Annotated in this window: 11 protein-coding genes; 8 read left to right on the top strand and 3 right to left on the bottom strand. The window is 46.3% G+C overall.

What is annotated here, in order from left to right; translation table 11 throughout:
• Positions 1-7: 7 nt before the first annotated feature.
• The gene (locus ACZM60_RS05040; RefSeq protein WP_489520929.1) at positions 8-1,339 is read right to left on the bottom strand and encodes a leucine-rich repeat domain-containing protein; all 1,332 of its coding nucleotides are present in this window, start codon (positions 1,337-1,339) and stop codon (positions 8-10) included.
• 334 nt (positions 1,340-1,673) lie between these two features.
• Between ACZM60_RS05040 and ACZM60_RS05035 the strand changes: the two genes are divergently transcribed.
• From ACZM60_RS05035 to ACZM60_RS05020, 4 genes are read left to right on the top strand one after another with little or no spacing between them, the layout of a single operon-like run.
• Positions 1,674-2,255, top strand: a complete 582-nt coding sequence (locus tag ACZM60_RS05035) for a LemA family protein (protein ID WP_021971943.1) — start codon at positions 1,674-1,676, stop codon at positions 2,253-2,255.
• A 5-nt stretch (positions 2,256-2,260) separates the two neighbouring features.
• The gene (locus ACZM60_RS05030) at positions 2,261-3,190 is read left to right on the top strand and encodes a TPM domain-containing protein (protein ID WP_489520928.1); all 930 of its coding nucleotides are present in this window, start codon (positions 2,261-2,263) and stop codon (positions 3,188-3,190) included.
• A 25-nt stretch (positions 3,191-3,215) separates the two neighbouring features.
• The gene (gene aroC, locus ACZM60_RS05025) at positions 3,216-4,295 is read left to right on the top strand and encodes a chorismate synthase (RefSeq protein WP_489520927.1); all 1,080 of its coding nucleotides are present in this window, start codon (positions 3,216-3,218) and stop codon (positions 4,293-4,295) included.
• Positions 4,296-4,300: 5 nt separating this feature from the next.
• Positions 4,301-5,659: a dipeptidase gene (locus tag ACZM60_RS05020; protein ID WP_489520926.1), complete on the top strand. Its 1,359-nt coding sequence runs from the start codon at positions 4,301-4,303 to the stop codon at positions 5,657-5,659.
• Between the two features lie 106 nt (positions 5,660-5,765).
• On the opposite strand, the gene ACZM60_RS05015 is transcribed toward ACZM60_RS05020, so the two are convergent.
• Positions 5,766-6,653, bottom strand: coding sequence for a glucosaminidase domain-containing protein (locus tag ACZM60_RS05015; protein ID WP_489520925.1), 888 nt, complete (start codon positions 6,651-6,653; stop codon positions 5,766-5,768).
• Between the two features lie 120 nt (positions 6,654-6,773).
• Here ACZM60_RS05015 and ACZM60_RS05010 point away from each other — a divergent pair, with 120 nt between their 5' ends.
• Positions 6,774-7,256 carry a cytidine deaminase gene (locus ACZM60_RS05010; protein WP_021971948.1) on the top strand — a complete coding sequence of 161 codons (483 nt, stop codon included), beginning with the start codon at positions 6,774-6,776 and terminating at the stop codon, positions 7,254-7,256.
• A gap of 141 nt (positions 7,257-7,397) precedes the next feature.
• Here the strand turns inward: ACZM60_RS05010 and ACZM60_RS05005 are convergent, their stop codons facing one another.
• Complete coding sequence (locus ACZM60_RS05005) at positions 7,398-9,020, bottom strand: ABC-F family ATP-binding cassette domain-containing protein (RefSeq protein ID WP_021971949.1); 1,623 nt, start codon at positions 9,018-9,020, stop codon at positions 7,398-7,400.
• A gap of 380 nt (positions 9,021-9,400) precedes the next feature.
• Between ACZM60_RS05005 and ACZM60_RS05000 the strand changes: the two genes are divergently transcribed.
• From ACZM60_RS05000 to ACZM60_RS04990, 3 genes are all read left to right on the top strand, one after another.
• Entirely contained in the window at positions 9,401-10,891 is a 1,491-nt protein-coding gene (locus tag ACZM60_RS05000) for a PepSY domain-containing protein (protein ID WP_489520924.1), read from the top strand.
• Positions 10,892-11,510: 619 nt separating this feature from the next.
• Positions 11,511-14,462: a SusC/RagA family TonB-linked outer membrane protein gene (locus ACZM60_RS04995; RefSeq protein WP_489520923.1), complete on the top strand. Its 2,952-nt coding sequence runs from the start codon at positions 11,511-11,513 to the stop codon at positions 14,460-14,462.
• A gap of 35 nt (positions 14,463-14,497) precedes the next feature.
• Positions 14,498-15,979, top strand: coding sequence for a RagB/SusD family nutrient uptake outer membrane protein (locus tag ACZM60_RS04990; RefSeq protein ID WP_340319766.1), 1,482 nt, complete (start codon positions 14,498-14,500; stop codon positions 15,977-15,979).
• Positions 15,980-16,151 lie beyond the last annotated feature (172 nt).

The raw sequence follows: 16,151 nt of genomic DNA, 5'->3' as shown, positions 1-16,151 counted from the left end.
CAAACGACTAAAACTCTTCCATCTTAGTCGCTAATATTCCCCAACTGGAACGAAGACTTACATTACCAAGAGGCTGACGGAACAGCTCCAACGTTCCTTTTGGAACTGACACACGATCAACTTGCTGAGGGAGAGCATAAGTCTGTAAGGAGGGCGGAGTTGCTGTTTTTACTGCCAAAAGTTTCACTGTACTATTGCCTAACGCATTAAAAGCCATTTTCTTGAGATTCTTTCCCAATGTAATAGCATCGAGATTTACTACGCCAGAAAAAAGTGTCTGTCCTATCGACTCAATACTTTCTGGAAATTCAATCAAAGTAAGTTTCGGACAATACTGAAACACACCACCCTTTATGACTCCAGCCGTTTCCCGACTACCATTTCCAGAGCTACGTACTTCACGCAAATTCTGACACAAATAAAACGCACGCTCCTCCAACAAATTTAAATTATCGGGCAAAGTAACACTCTCCACTCCCGACTCACGGAATGCCTCAACACCTATCGTTTTCAAATCTTCAGGAAAGGTCATCGAATGTAAGCGGTCGGTATGCAAAAATGCCTGACTGCTTATCTCACGAAGCGTAACCGGCAACTTGATTTCTTCGGCACCGACTTCCGAAAATGCCCGCTTAGGGATAATCTGTACCTGCGTATCCGACAAATCAACCCGACTCAGGTTACGACAACCGTAAAAACAATATTCACCCAGTGTCTTCAGACTTTTCGGAAAGACGACCTCCTTTACTGAGTTTCCTGTAAAGGCATCGGCTTGAATCTCTTCCACTCCCTCCGAAAGAATTATTTTATCGAACGTAGAAGCGGCAAAAGCTGTCGGACTGATGACCTTCGCTTCTGCAGGAACCCGGTAAACCTCTCCCTGTTTTTCCAGAACTTCAGTAAGAACGCCGTTGTTTATCACGTAATCGATAACCTTCACCATAAAGGAAGTCTGCTTCTCTTCCACGGTAATAATGACCGGAAGCTGCTCTATTGCCTTTTCCGTAGAAAATCCGGAAAGACTCTCTGACGTAATGTCCAGCTTCTTCCGTTCTCCATTACTGTATATTCCTTCTACCACCAGCCCTTCCAGATTGACAGACACTTCGGAACGAAGCAAATATGTCGTTTGAACAGGAGGATTTACAACCTCTATACGTGTAAGAACAGCATCCTTATCCGGCGATGAAGGCTGTTGTCCGTTATTTTCGCCCGAATTATTATCAGACGAAGATGTTGAGGTCTGTTTGTGTTTCTCCACAACCGGATCTTTCTTACATGCCGGCAGGCATAGTATTGCTCCCGCAATCATTAAAGAATAAGCCAATTTCAAATTCATATACTCTATACAATAAAAAGAAAATAAGTCAATAACCACAACCTGCGTAAAGCCTCTTTTTGTCCCTATTTGCAAGCATTTTACCCGAAACATCTTTCACCGATGCTCCCCAAAAAGTCGTCCGCATAACGAATAAATGCGAAAAAATGACGCTCCAACAAGTAAAAAAAGGAACATACGCCCTACTTCCTTCAAAAAATCAAACAGGTTTAAATCTATATAACCCTTTTAAGTGTCCTTTTGTTCACCCGATAACGATTTTTCAATAAGGTGTTCGTTTTTACGGGTTATTTTATGTATGTTTGTAACTGAAACCAAATACAACATTACATTTATGAAAAAAACATGGATTATCATTATTGCCGTAATAGCAGTTATTGCCGTTTACGGAGTTTCTTCGTATAACTCAATGGTATCGCAGGAAGAAGCTGTAGGTACAGCTTGGAGTAATGTGGAAAACCAATACCAGCGCCGTGCCGACCTGATACCGAATCTGGTCAATACCGTCAAAGGATATGCCGCACACGAAAAGGAAACATTCGACGCCGTTGTGTCAGCGCGTGCAAAAGCGACACAGACAACAGTCAGCATCGACGACCTGACTCCTGAAAAGATGGAGGCATACCAGCGTGCGCAAGGCGAAGTGGGTAGTGCATTAAGCCGTCTGCTTGCCGTAACAGAGAATTATCCGGAACTGAAAGCTAACGAGAATTTCCAGACACTTCAGGCACAGTTGGAAGGAACAGAGAACCGTATCAGCGTGGAACGCCGGAACTTCAACGATGTGGCACGCGAATACAATACATCCATCCGCCGCTTCCCGAAAAATATCTTTGCCGGCATGTTCGGATTCGAAAAACGTCCTTACTTCGAAGCCCAGGAAGGTACCGAAAAAGCTCCGGAAGTTAAATTCTGACAAGAATGAGAAGAATCATATCACTCGCACTGCTGCTTTGCTGCTTCGTTATCACAATCGGGGCACAATCGCACGCCTATAAGGTAGAAGAAATTCCCATGGTTCACCTGCAGAACCATACCCGTTACGTCAGCAACCCTGACGGAATACTGAGTGCCGGTGCCGTAGCTGCCATGGACACAACCCTTTTTGCCCTGGAACAGCGTACGGGTGTACAGACTCTCGTAGTAGCTGTCAAACAAATAGACGGAGGCGACTGTTTTGAATTTGCTTATCAACTTGGGAAGCAGAACGGCGTCGGCGAAAAAGAAAAAGACAACGGCCTGGTTATATTACTGGTTACGGAAGAACGATGCATTCAGTTCGCGACAGGATATGGGCTGGAAGGTGTCCTCCCCGATGCAGTCTGCAAACAGATACAAGTGAGATACATGAACAAGTATCTGGGAGAAGGCAACTGGGATGCCGGCATGCTGGCAGGCATACAGGCTGTCAGCCGGCAACTGGATGGAACAGGAGAACCTCCCGTTCCCCGACAGGAAGAAGAAAGCGGCTACTTGCTTCTCATTATTCTGATATGCTGCTTCATCATCGTCCCTGCACTTTTATGGTTCAGCGTACGCCAGCGCAAAAAATGTCCGTTGTGCCATAAGCATACACTTCGCCAGCTCTCCGTACGTACAGTTTCACGCATCAACGGCATCCGTACGGAAGAAATCGTATTACAGTGCACCAACTGCGGACATGTGGTCCGCCGGCAACGCCAGAAACGCGACGAAGACGACTTCCATCACCGTGGAGGCAACGGAGGTCCTTTCCTTGGCGGACCGTTCTTCGGAGGAGGCTTCGGAGGAAGTGGCGGCGGAGGAGGCTTTGGTGGCGGCTCTTTCGGTGGAGGAAGCTTCGGCGGTGGAGGAGCAGGAAGCAAATTCTAACTAAAAAACGAACATTAAAAAGTCTATGTACAACAATACTTTTGGAAACATATTCCGTCTGACCAGCTTCGGTGAGTCGCACGGAAAAGCGATAGGTGGGGTGATTGACGGATTTCCGGCGGGCATCGCCATCGACATGGAGTTCATTCAGCAAGAGTTGAGCCGCCGACGTCCGGGACAATCGGCCATCACAACCGCACGCAAGGAAGCCGACGAAGTGGAATTCCTTTCAGGCATCTACGACGGAGTGTCAACAGGCTGTCCCATCGGCTTTGCTGTATGGAATACTAACCAGCACTCGAACGATTACGACAATATGAAGGATGTTTACCGTCCTTCGCACGCAGATTATACTTATACCCAGAAATATGGAATACGCGATCATCGGGGCGGCGGACGTTCCTCCGCACGAGAAACGATAGCCCGTGTGGTAGCCGGAGCATTGGCCAAGCTTGCTTTGCGCCAACTGGGCATCAGTATCACGGCATTTACCTCGCAAGTGGGTCCGTATAAGCTGGATAAAGACTATACGGCATACGACTTGACGACGATAGAAGACAATCCGGTGCGCTGTCCCGACCAGGAACTGGCACGCCAGATGGCCGACTTTATTTTCCGCATCAAGGGAGAAGGTGATACCATCGGCGGAGTAATAAGCTGCGTTATCAAGGGATGTCCCGTCGGACTTGGGCAACCGGTATTCGGAAAGCTGCATGCCGCCTTAGGAAATGCCATGCTGAGCATCAATGCCGTAAAGGGATTTGAGTACGGACAAGGCTTCAGCAACATGGAACTGAAAGGAAGTCAGCAGAACGATATCTTCTACAACGACAACGGAAAAATAGGCTTCCGCACCAACCGCTCAGGAGGTATTCAGGGAGGTATCAGCAACGGACAGGATATTTACTTCCGCGTAGCCTTCAAACCCGTGGCAACGGTACTCATGGAACAGCCTACAGTAGACATCCACGGTAATGAAACCATCCTGAAAGCCCGTGGACGACACGACCCCTGCGTACTGCCCCGTGCGGTCCCCATCGTGGAAGCGATGGCTGCCATGACGCTGCTCGATTATTATTTACTTAACAAAGCCTCAAAATTATAATCATCATGGAAATAAAACAATACATCAAAGAAAACGAATCTCGCTTTCTGGACGAACTCTTCAGCCTGATTCGTATACCCAGCATCAGTGCCTTGCCTCAACACAAGGATGACATGCTGGCCTGTGCCGAACGCTGGCGCCAGTTGTTGCTGGAAGCAGGAGCAGACGAAGCGATGATTATGCCCTCGCAAGGCAATCCGCTGGTATATGCCGAAAAGCGTGTCAGCCCCGATGCGCCCACCGTACTGATTTATGCTCACTACGATGTCATGCCTGCCGAACCGCTCGAACTATGGAAAAGCCAACCTTTTGAACCTGAAGTTCGCGACGGACGTATCTGGGCACGTGGAGCCGATGACGATAAAGGACAGGCAATGATTCAGGCAAAGGCATTCGAATATGTAGTCAAAGAAGGATTACTGAAACACAACGTGAAATTCATTTTCGAAGGAGAAGAGGAAATCGGTTCCCCCAGCCTGAATGCTTTCCTGAAAGAGCACAAGGAATTGCTGAAAGCCGACGTCATCCTCGTTTCAGACACAAGCATGCTGGGGGCTGATCTGCCTTCACTGACAACCGGACTGCGCGGACTGGCTTACTGGGAAATCGAAGTGACCGGTCCGAACCGTGACCTGCATTCCGGACACTTTGGTGGAGCCGTTGCCAATCCCATCAACACCCTGTGCGGCATGCTTGCACAAGTTATTGATGCCGACGGTCGGATTACGATTCCTCACTTCTACGACGACGTGGAAGAAGTGCCCGCTGCCGAACGTGACATGATAGCCCATATTCCTTTTGATGAGAAGAAATACATGGAAGCTATCGGCGTAAAGGCGCTGAAAGGTGAAAAAGGTTATTCCACACTGGAGCGCAACAGTTGCCGTCCGTCGTTCGATGTCTGCGGAATATGGGGAGGCTATACGGGAGAAGGCTCCAAGACCGTCCTGCCTTCGAAGGCGTATGCCAAAGTTTCCTGTCGTCTGGTACCTCACCAGAACCATGAAGTCATTTCAAAGCTGTTCGTAGATTACATCAACAGCATCGCTCCCGATTACGTACAAGTCAAGGTTACACCTATGCACGGCGGCGAAGGTTATGTATGCCCGATTTCTCTCCCGGCCTATCAGGCAGCAGAAAAAGGATTTACCAAAGCATTCGGAAAGAAACCTCTGGCAGTTCGACGCGGAGGAAGCATTCCTATCATCAGCGACTTCGAGCAGATTTTAGGAATCAAGACGGTCCTGATGGGATTCGGTCTGGAAAGTGACGCCATTCACTCACCCAACGAAAATTTCTCACTCGACATCTTCCGCAAAGGTATAGAAGCTGTAGTAGAATTCCATAAAGAGTTCAGCAAGTAACAACAGCGATATTCATATCAATTCAAACTAAAAGCCCTGTCAAAACTCTGCTTGATGTGAGTTTTGACAGGGCTTTTCCGTATACTCAATTGCAGTCTGCAATTAATCAGCGCAGACGCAGAATATCACCCACTTTCGGTGCCGGAGCATCCGGATCCATGTTGTTCATCTTATACAAACGCTCCAGTCGTACACCAAACTTCTGCGCAATGCTGTACATCGAATCACCGCTGCGTACCACATACGCAATATGATCTTTGGTAGCCCGACGACGTTTCTGCTCCAGATATACGATTTCTCCTCCACGGAAGACATAATCTTTAGGCAGTTCATTGTATTTACGCAGTTTACGCTGACTGATATCAAACTCCTTACCCAGTGACTTGAACGTATCTCCGCGACGAGCTACGACGTAAAGCAGCTCGTTGGCCAGATAAGGCTGGTGAGGATTCGGAAATTCTTCCGCCCATTCCAGTCCCCCCTTCTGGTCGTATTTATCCAGATCATATAGTTCAATGATATTAATCAGGCGGTTGGCATATTGCGGGTCGGTGGCATAACCCGCCTTTTTCAGTCCCCTTGCCCAACCTTTATAATCGGTTATTTTCAGACGAAACAGAAAAGCATAACGAGCCCCAGAGCGTAAAAATTTAGAATGGTCACGATAAGATTCTTTCGGATGTTTGTAAGCACGGAAACACTCATTGCGTGCATCATCGTCGTGACGCACGGAACGTCCGTCCCACGAGCCTCCACACTTGATACCAAAGTGATTGTTCGATTTTCTTGCCAGCTCACTTTTTCCGGCACCCGACTCCAGCAACCCTTGTGCCAGCGTGATACTCGCCGGAATTCGATAATGTTTCATTTCGTCTACCGCAACACTCCGATACTTATGTATATAGTCTTCGTATGCCTTGTTGCGTTTCTGTGCCGACATGGGAACAATGATACACATCAGACACATAAATATCAACCAATGAGAAAGTTTCATTTTTCTTTTCATTTAAATTAAAGCAGGGCAAAGATAAACTATTTACATGAATAATACCACAGATGATAGGAAATCTCCCTTTTTTTCCCTACATTCGTATGAACTTTAATATTCACCTATATGAAAGAAATAAAGATTGAAATAAACATCCGTGCCTTACGCTACGAAGAACTGGATGAAAAAGACCGTAAGCTGATAGATGCAGCCAAGGAAGCTACAGCACGAAGCTACGCTCCTTACTCACGTTTCTCGGTAGGTGCAGCAGCCTTGCTGGCAAACGGGGTCATCGTAACCGGAACCAACCAGGAAAATGCAGCCTATCCGTCGGGAACATGTGCCGAACGTACCACGCTTTTCTATGCCAATTCTCAGTATCCCGACCAGCCGGTAGACACGCTTGCCATTGCCGCACGCAATGAATCCGATTTTCTGGAGTCGCCTATCCCGCCATGTGGTGCCTGCCGTCAGGTACTTCTGGAAACCGAACAGCGTTTCCGTCATCCCATGCGAATCTTGCTGTACAGCAAAAACGACATTTATGTGCTGGAAGGAACTAAGGATTTGCTTCCGCTTTCCTTTGGAAGTGAATACTTGAAAGGATAGTTTTTTCGTTTGCAGACACACTACTTTTCCAAAGATTTTCCACCGGACAGGTTTCGGTTCCGAGGAAAGCCCAAATAAAAACGGAGAAACAGAATCACCCGCGATTTCGTTTCTCCGTTTTCTATTTAGAGAATCACTTGTTTATTTATTTGTACCATACATACGAGCACGCATTTCCTTGATATGATCGGAAGTGATGTATTCATCATATTCCATCATCTTGTCGATGATACCGTTCGGAGTCAGCTCGATGATACGGTTTGCCACGGTTTCGATGAACTCATGGTCGTGTGACGAGAAGAGCACGTTACCCTTGTATGTCTTCAGGTTATTGTTGAATGCCTGAATAGATTCCAAATCCAAATGGTTGGTCGGCGTATCCAGAATCAAGCAGTTGGCATTGCGAAGCTGCATGCGGGCAATCATACAACGCATCTTCTCACCTCCCGAAAGCACATTCACCTTCTTCATGACTTCCTCACCCGAGAACAACATACGTCCCAGGAATCCTTTCATCTCTACCTCGTTACCCTGACCATACTGGCTCAACCAGTCTACCAGATTCAGGTCACAATTAAAGAAATCTGTATTGTCGAGCGGCAAATAAGCCGTTGTAATCGTCACACCCCAGTTATAATGTCCTGCCTGTGCCTTGCGGTTACCGTTGATAATCTCGAACAAGGCAGTCATGGCACGCGGGTCGTGGCTCAGGAATACAATCTTATCCCCCTTCTCCACGGTAAAGTTCACATCGTTGAACAAGACAGTTCCGTCTTCCGTTTCGGCACGCAGTCCTGAAACTTCCAAAATCTGGTTACCCGGCTCACGATCCATAGTGAAGATAATGCCCGGATATTTACGTGATGACGGTTTAATTTCGTCTACATTCAGTTTTTCCAGCATTTTCTTACGGCTCGTCGTCTGCTTCGATTTCGCCACATTGGCAGAGAAACGACGGATAAACTCTTCCAGTTCCTTACGCTTTTCTTCAGCCTTAGCCTTCTGGTTCTGCTGCTGACGGAGAGCCAACTGACTTGATTCGTACCAGAAGCTGTAGTTACCAGCAAAGAGATTTACCTTACCAAAGTCGATGTCGACCGTATGGGTACAGACAGAGTCGAGGAAGTGACGGTCGTGGCTGACTACCAGCACGGTATGTTCGAAGTTGGAAAGATATTCTTCCAACCAGGTTACCGTGTCCATATCCAAGTCGTTGGTAGGCTCATCCAGCAACAAGTTGTCAGGATTTCCAAACAACGCCTGCGCCAGCATCACACGCACCTTCTCCTTACCACTCAGGTCGCCCATCAGTGTATAGTGCTTGTCTTCCTTTATTCCCAGTCCGCTCAGCAGGATAGCCGCGTCACTCTCGGCATTCCAGCCTTCCAGCTCAGCAAATTTTTCTTCCAGTTCCGCCGCCTTGATGCCGTCTTCATCGGTAAAATCTTCTTTCGCATAAAGAGCCTCACGCTGTTTCATGATGTCCCACAGCACCGTATGTCCCATCAGTACCGTATCGAGCACCGTATGCGCATCGAACTTAAAGTGGTCCTGACTCAAGACCGAAAGACGTTCGCCCGGTCCCAGTGTCACGCTTCCTTTCGTGGGGTCAAGCTCTCCCGAAATCACTTTCAGGAAGGTGGACTTACCCGCACCGTTGGCACCGATAATACCGTATATATTACCATTCGTGAACTTCATGTTCACGTCATTATACAACACTCTTTTTCCAAATTGAACGGCTACGTTTGAAACTGTAATCATTTCTTTCTATACCTATTTTAAAATTAATCGGCTACAAAGATAATACAAAAAAGTGAGATACAGCGCAAAGCTACGCAGAATGATTGAGCTTTAATAACTTGGATGCCCTGTTTGCCTTCTTTGTGAAAGTCGGTCAAAGGAATTTGCAAGAATCAGCCAGAACCGATATTTTTGCAGCAGATTTTTGCAACCCCTGCCGACAAAACGTCCGAAACACGAGCGGAAATCAAGGAAAACATCGGCACATTTTCGGGAGAATTCGTACAAAAAATTTTTATTTTTGTACAAAACCTGATTTTTTTGTACAAAAAGCATCAGCAACTTCCCGACGAATCCGAGAACTTTCGCAGAGGTTCTAAAACCAATAAAAGTTCAAGCAAATGAAAAAATCGACCTGGAGAAAACATCATAAATGGTTCGGACTGATTATGGCCGTCTTTATCATCCTGTTTTGTGTATCAGGTATTATCCTGAACCACCGACAGCTTTTTTCTGATTACCAGATCAGCCGGAGATGGCTGCCCGAAGTTTACCGATACCATAACTGGAACAATGGATTACTGCGGGGAACACGCTCCTGCCCTCCCGGTGTCTGTCAGGAAGACAGTGCCGTGTTGCTGTATGGCAATGCCGGCGTTTTTCTGACGAACAGCCGGGCAACCACATTCGATGACTTCAACCGTGGATTTCCGCACGGAGTAGACTGGCGCAACATACGGGGTATGGCAATCACTTCCCAAGAAGATTTGTTCGCCGCCGGTCAGTTCGGACTCTACCGCTACAACCGGCAGTCGGGCTGGCAAGCGGTCAACCTACCTCTCCAGGAAGGTGAGCGCATCTCGGATATCACGACACACGGTGACAGCCTGATTGTCATCGGGCGCTCTCATCTGTATTATGCCACAACCCCATACCGGTACTTCCGGCAACTCACTCTACAGGCTCCCGAAGGATACGACGGGAAGGTATCGCTTTTCCGTACTGTCTGGCTATTGCACAGCGGCGAGCTGTTTGGCATTTTCGGCAAACTGCTTATGGATATCCTCGCAATCATTTTGATTATCCTCTCGGTGAGTGGTATCATTTACTGGATCTTACCTAAATATATCCGTCGGATGAAACAGGCGGGACGCTCAGCAAAGACAAGTGTTTCCTTGCTGAAGACATCCCTGTCGTGGCACGACAAAATAGGCAGAACGACTATCGTGCTGACACTCTTCATTGCACTGACCGGATGGAGCCTGCGCCCACCTGTACTTCTGGCCTTAGTATACGGAAAAGTGCCTGCTATTCCTTTCACACAACTCGACTCTTCCAACGCATGGAACGACAAGTTGCGGATGCTCCGCTACGACGAACAGCAAGGCGACTGGCTGCTTTCCACTTCAGAAGGATTCTATTCGCTGACATCACTTCAGGCTATTCCGGTGAAGCTTCACAAAACCCCTCCCGTCAGCGTCATGGGACTAAACGTACTGCAACGCGACAAACAAGGCGACTGGCTTACAGGCTCTTTCAGCGGAATGTTTGTCTGGAACAGAAACTCGAACCATATAACCGATTACTTTACCGGGGAAACAGCTTCTGAAACAGCAGGACCGCCCTTCGGCAATCATGCTATTACAGGCTACAGCGACGATTTCAATGGGACAGACTGCATAACCGAGTACGAAGAAGGCAGTAATTTTGCTCCCATGCCCGAAAATCTGGCAACAATGCCTATCTCGTTGTGGAATTTCGCTCAGGAAATTCATACAGGACGTATCTATACCGTATTGGGAAAGGGCACGCTGGTATTTATCTTTTTTGCCGGAATCGGCGTATTATGGAGTCTGATTTCAGGATATATCATCAGACGGAAAAAGTCATAAAAGGAAACGATATTTTTCAGAACGGCCTTTTATGGATTATGCAGACTGTCGGCTTCATAATCCATAAAAGGCTATAATTTTTCAGTAAATCCGCGAAATTTCATAGTCTACCCGCCGCGATTCACCTACAGCAGTACATCAGCATAAAATCACCATAGTACTGAAATACATTCGTATCACTACCATCTGGACTGTTTTTTTTATTGCAATAGATGCTGAAAGGAGATATCATATCAAAAAAAAATCCATCTTCCCGAATAACATTTTGTCGTATTTACGATACAAAATGAAAAAATAATCTATAATTTTGCCAGCAAATAATAAAAACAGTTTGAAATAAATCATTATCAGTTTCCAATTGAAATAAAAAGATGTTTAAAGAATGTCTGACTGTAGATACATATTTATAAAAGGTGCAAAGGCAAAAAACCTGAAAAATATCGACATCGATATTCTTCGCAGCAAGCGAAAAGAATTTTTTGCATCCATTACAAAGGCAGCAGACAATTCTTTCTTGTTTACAATTCTAAATAGTTATACTTAATTTAAAGACGAGAGATTTTATGAAAAAAAATTGTTTTTAATCTGTACTTGTCTCTTTGCCTGCATCAGCATAGCGATGGCACAGGTATCGACGGTGACAGGAGTGGTCATCTCAGAAGAAGACAATCTCCCTATCGTGGGAGCTTCCGTTCTTATTAAAGGAACCAACACGGGAACAGTTACCGACATGGATGGAAAATTCACGTTGGGCAATGTACAGGCAAATGCTAAAAAAGTAGTTATCTCGTTCATCGGTATGAAAAGCCGAGAACTTGACATCAAGCCGGTATTAAGCGTAACACTGCAATCGGACACGGAGGTGCTGGATGAAGTTGTGGTAACCGGTTACGGAGTGACCAAGAAAAGCACATTCACAGGAGCCGCCAACGTGGCAAGTCCTACTACCCTTGAATCACATACGGATGCCAACTTTATGAAAGCACTGGAAGGAAGCATGCCGGGTGTACAGATGAACAACTCAACAAGCATGCCGGGTGCTCAGGCTAATGTCTACATCCGAGGTGAAAGTTCCGTGAACTCGGGTACGCAGCCTCTTTATATCATCGACGGCATGCCGATGAATTCGGATACGGATGCAGAAACAGAGAGCTACAATCGTGCATTCAACCCGCTGGCCAACATCAATACAGCTGATATCGAAAGCATTACAGTATTGAAAGATGCCAACGCTACGGCCATCTACGGTTCGCGTGCAGCCAACGGAGTCATCGTCATCACGACCAAAAAGGGACAGGAAGGTGCCATGCACATCGACCTGGATATCAAGCAGGGATTCACAACCATTGCTCCAAACAACTTCTCTTTCTGCAATGCACAGCAGACCGCTGATTTGTTCGCTCAAGGACTGGTAAACAGCAACCCGGAGAAATATACCTACGAATCAGCAATGGCAAAAATCAAATCGGATTACAACTGGGACGGCATCCAGAACTACGACTGGATTGATGCCATCACACGTACCGGATATTATCAGGACTACAACCTCAGTTTCAACGGTGGAAACGGCAAGACACGCTACTACGCCAGTGTAGGTTACCTAAATCAGGAAGGCGTAGCCATCAACAGTGGTATGAAACGATACTCTGCCCGCCTCAATCTGGAAACATCATACAAATGGTTCAACTTCGGATTCAACACCTCGTTCGCGCTGGCCGACATGGATGCCTTCTCGCAGTCAACCGGAGGTTCTTACTCGAACCCGTTTGTTGGTGGTACATTGAAAGCCACTCCTCTTGATCCGTTCTACAACGAAGACGGCACTTATAATACCGGCATCATGTACAACCCGCTTGCCGTATACGACGAGGATGAAGGAGATATCTATAATACCAAAACAACCACCATCAACTTGAACCCGTACTTTGCCATCAACTTTGGAAAAGGTATTGTGCTGAAGACTTCATTAGGCCTCAACTCGTACGGCACACGCCAGTACGATTTCTGGAGCTGGTACAATAATCAGGGGGCCAGCGACAACGGACGTGGTACACAGTATAATTCGAATACCACCACCATCACATGGACCAATACGTTGAACTGGATGCATACTTTCAATGAAAAGCATAATCTGAACATTATGCTCGGACAGGAAGCACAGTGGAAGAATTACTGGAATGAAAAATATGCTGGAATTAATTTCCCGCTGAGAGGGTATCGAGAACTGAATATGGCCGGTTCTTCTTACGGCAATCCGTCGTATGTTACCCGTCAGGCACGTCTGGCTTCTTTCTTTCTGAATGCCAGCTACGACTATCAGGGCAAGTATTACGGACAGGTAAGCTTCCGTCGTGACGGTTCGTCTGTATTCGGACAAAACAACCGCTGGGGTAACTTCTGGTCTTTAGGCGGCAAATGGCGTATTTCTGAAGAGGAATTTCTGAAAGACAATGAGGTCTTGACCAACCTGTCACTGCGTGCAAGCTACGGAACGGTAGGTAATCAGGATATTGACTGGTATGCAGCGCGTGGTTTCTATAGCGCCGGCTACAACTATGACAGCACGCCGGGTATCGTTCCTGAATCACTGAATCTTCCTGACCTGGGATGGGAAACCAGCAAGAAGCTGAACATCGGACTGGATATTACACTTGTCAGGAAATGGAACCTGACTGTAGATTTCTACAACGAGGCTACTTCCAACATGCTGTTTGAGCTGCCTGTTTCTCAGGTTACCGGCTTGAGCGAAGTATATCAGAACATCGGATCGATGAGAAACCGAGGTGTAGAAATTGGTCTGAACGGCACCATCCTGCAAACCAAAGGTTGGACATGGACTGCATACGCCAATGTTACACTCAACCAAAACAGAATCACTGAGCTTTCTGGTGGAAAACCAATCGAAGATACTTATACCATCAAACAGGAAGGTTACCCGTTAAGACAGTTCTATATGGTAGAGTATGCAGGTGTAGACCCGGATACGGGTGCACCATTGTGGTATAAAAATGCTACAGGCGACGAAACCACAACCAACTGGAACGAATGTGCTAAACGTTACCTTGGTTCGGCCGACCCTAAAGCCTATGGTGGTTTCGGCACACGCGTACAATGGAAGAACTTCGACTTCTCGGCCGACTTCAATTACCGTCTGGGTGGTAAAGTCTATGCCGCCTCAAACCGTTCCTATCTATCAGCCGGCAGTAAAGGAAACATTACTCCAACAACTTATCTGTATGAGAATGCATGGACTGAAAACAACCGTTATACCGATGTTCCAAAGTATATATATGGAAACACTTCAGGAGAAAATAATCATTCTTCACGTTTTCTGTATAGCGGAAACTTCTTGCGCGTAAAGAATCTGCAACTGGGATATACACTGCCTAAAGGACTTTTGAAAAAAGCGCTGATAGACAACATGCGCATCTATGTATCTGTTGACAACATCTATACATTCAAGGCAAAGGATTTCGTAGGTTACGATCCTGAAACATATACAAGCGGACTGATTGCATACCAGTATCCATCTACAAGAACATTCCTTGCCGGAATCACCCTCGGATTTTAAATAAATATGTTTAACGAATCAAACAAGAACGAAATATGAAGAAGTTTATCACTCGCCTGCTTATCTGTTCAGCCCTGGCCGGGAGCTTTGCTTCCTGCAGCAATTTCTTCGATACAGAGTACAACGAAGGAATAGATGTCGACAGCGGACTGACAAGTGTAGACAACCTGAAATATGCACTGAACGGAACTTATTATCAATTGTTCACGTCCTATTTTGCCGGAAACTATTCGCTTACCATCGGCGATATGGCTGGCGACATGGCTTACCTGAACGGCTCTGCCAGCCACTGGATAACCATCAACCACTATAACGTAACCCCTGATGATACATACCTGAGCAGTATTTGGGAATATGGTTATAAAATAATAGATAATGCTTCACGTATCATCAAGGCGGGAAAGGAACTGGAAGCAACCGTTGCTGACGCCGACAAAGCCGCATTGAAACAATATATGGCCGAAGCCTACGGACTGAGAGGATATGCCATGCTGTACATGACCAATATTTTCGGCAAGCAGATAAAGGTAAACGGAACGACTGATAATAGTGATGCCATCGGTGTGGTGATTGTCGATGAACCGGTAAAAGCTTTCGAAGAAGTGAACCGTTCGACTGTTGGACAATGCTACCAGGCTATACTGGACGACTTTAACAATGCCCTGACTTGTTACACTGAAAGTGGAACCGAAGGAAGAGGAGCCAACCAGTATCTTTCTATGGCAGCAGTCGAAGGCCTGATGGCACGTACCTATTTATATATGGAAGACTTCAGCAACGCCGAGAAATATGCATCGAATGCACTCCTGCATTCAGGTAAAAAGGTAGAAGCTTATACTGTAGATGACTACAAAGAGCTGTATGCCGGTGGCGACAGCAATTCGGAATGTATCTTCCGTCTGGCTATTGATGTAAACAACAGTTGGTCTGCCAACTCTTGCGGAAACGTATGGACTACCTACGGAGGTCTGCCAAGCCAGCGCATGCGTAACCTGATAGCAGACACTGACTGTAGAGGTTCACTTTATCTTCCTACCATCAAGAAAGGCTCGTATACCCAGCTACAATACGGTGGTAAATTCTGGTACGGAGGAGGAAACACGGCATACGCAACCAACTACATCGTCAATGCTCCCGAAATGGAACTGATTATCGCCGAATCGAAACTGCGTGCCGCACAGCCCGACCTGAACGGTGCCAAGGAAGCACTGCTGACTGTTGCCAAGAGAAACTCACAGATTACCAGTACCGATGATTTGGGCAATACAAAAGACGAAGTATTTGCATTCCTGAAAGACGAACGTGCCCGCGAATTGTTCCAGGAAGGTTTCCGCTTCTACGACTTACGCCGCTGGGGTGAAAAGGCTGATGTATATGCAAACGTCGAAGATCAGGTTTCGTACAAGTATACCAACTTCGATATTGCACAGTTCTGCTACCCTGTACCAAATGCTGAAATCAATGCCGGATTTGGTATCACACAGACACCGGACTGGAACCAATACTTGCCCCAATAACGTTTGTTCGTGACAAAGCTTTATCTATAACAATATCTATAGACTAAAAAATATTGTTCAAATTAGCCAACTAATTACGTGAGTTCGGGATAAGAAAGTATCTTTAAAAGTTGGTAATCACCGAATTATTTTGTATATTTAAGTCTGACAAACAATTAATTACAAATTAACA

It is taken from the genome of Phocaeicola sp. (assembly GCF_057861905.1).
The sequence above is the reverse complement of the archived record's forward strand: the minus strand, read 5'-3'. Positions and strand labels throughout refer to the sequence as shown.

What these genes read in the sequence shown, in the direction of transcription:
- ACZM60_RS05040 (WP_489520929.1), bottom strand. Translation starts at nt 1,339, where the DNA reads ATGAATTTGAAATTGGCTTATTCTTTAATGATTGCGGGAGCAATACTA.
- ACZM60_RS05035 (WP_021971943.1), top strand. Translation starts at nt 1,674, where the DNA reads ATGAAAAAAACATGGATTATCATTATTGCCGTAATAGCAGTTATTGCC.
- ACZM60_RS05030 (WP_489520928.1), top strand. Translation starts at nt 2,261, where the DNA reads ATGAGAAGAATCATATCACTCGCACTGCTGCTTTGCTGCTTCGTTATC.
- aroC (WP_489520927.1), top strand. Translation starts at nt 3,216, where the DNA reads ATGTACAACAATACTTTTGGAAACATATTCCGTCTGACCAGCTTCGGT.
- ACZM60_RS05020 (WP_489520926.1), top strand. Translation starts at nt 4,301, where the DNA reads ATGGAAATAAAACAATACATCAAAGAAAACGAATCTCGCTTTCTGGAC.
- ACZM60_RS05015 (WP_489520925.1), bottom strand. Translation starts at nt 6,653, where the DNA reads ATGAAACTTTCTCATTGGTTGATATTTATGTGTCTGATGTGTATCATT.
- ACZM60_RS05010 (WP_021971948.1), top strand. Translation starts at nt 6,774, where the DNA reads ATGAAAGAAATAAAGATTGAAATAAACATCCGTGCCTTACGCTACGAA.
- ACZM60_RS05005 (WP_021971949.1), bottom strand. Translation starts at nt 9,020, where the DNA reads ATGATTACAGTTTCAAACGTAGCCGTTCAATTTGGAAAAAGAGTGTTG.
- ACZM60_RS05000 (WP_489520924.1), top strand. Translation starts at nt 9,401, where the DNA reads ATGAAAAAATCGACCTGGAGAAAACATCATAAATGGTTCGGACTGATT.
- ACZM60_RS04995 (WP_489520923.1), top strand. Translation starts at nt 11,511, where the DNA reads ATGGCACAGGTATCGACGGTGACAGGAGTGGTCATCTCAGAAGAAGAC.
- ACZM60_RS04990 (WP_340319766.1), top strand. Translation starts at nt 14,498, where the DNA reads ATGAAGAAGTTTATCACTCGCCTGCTTATCTGTTCAGCCCTGGCCGGG.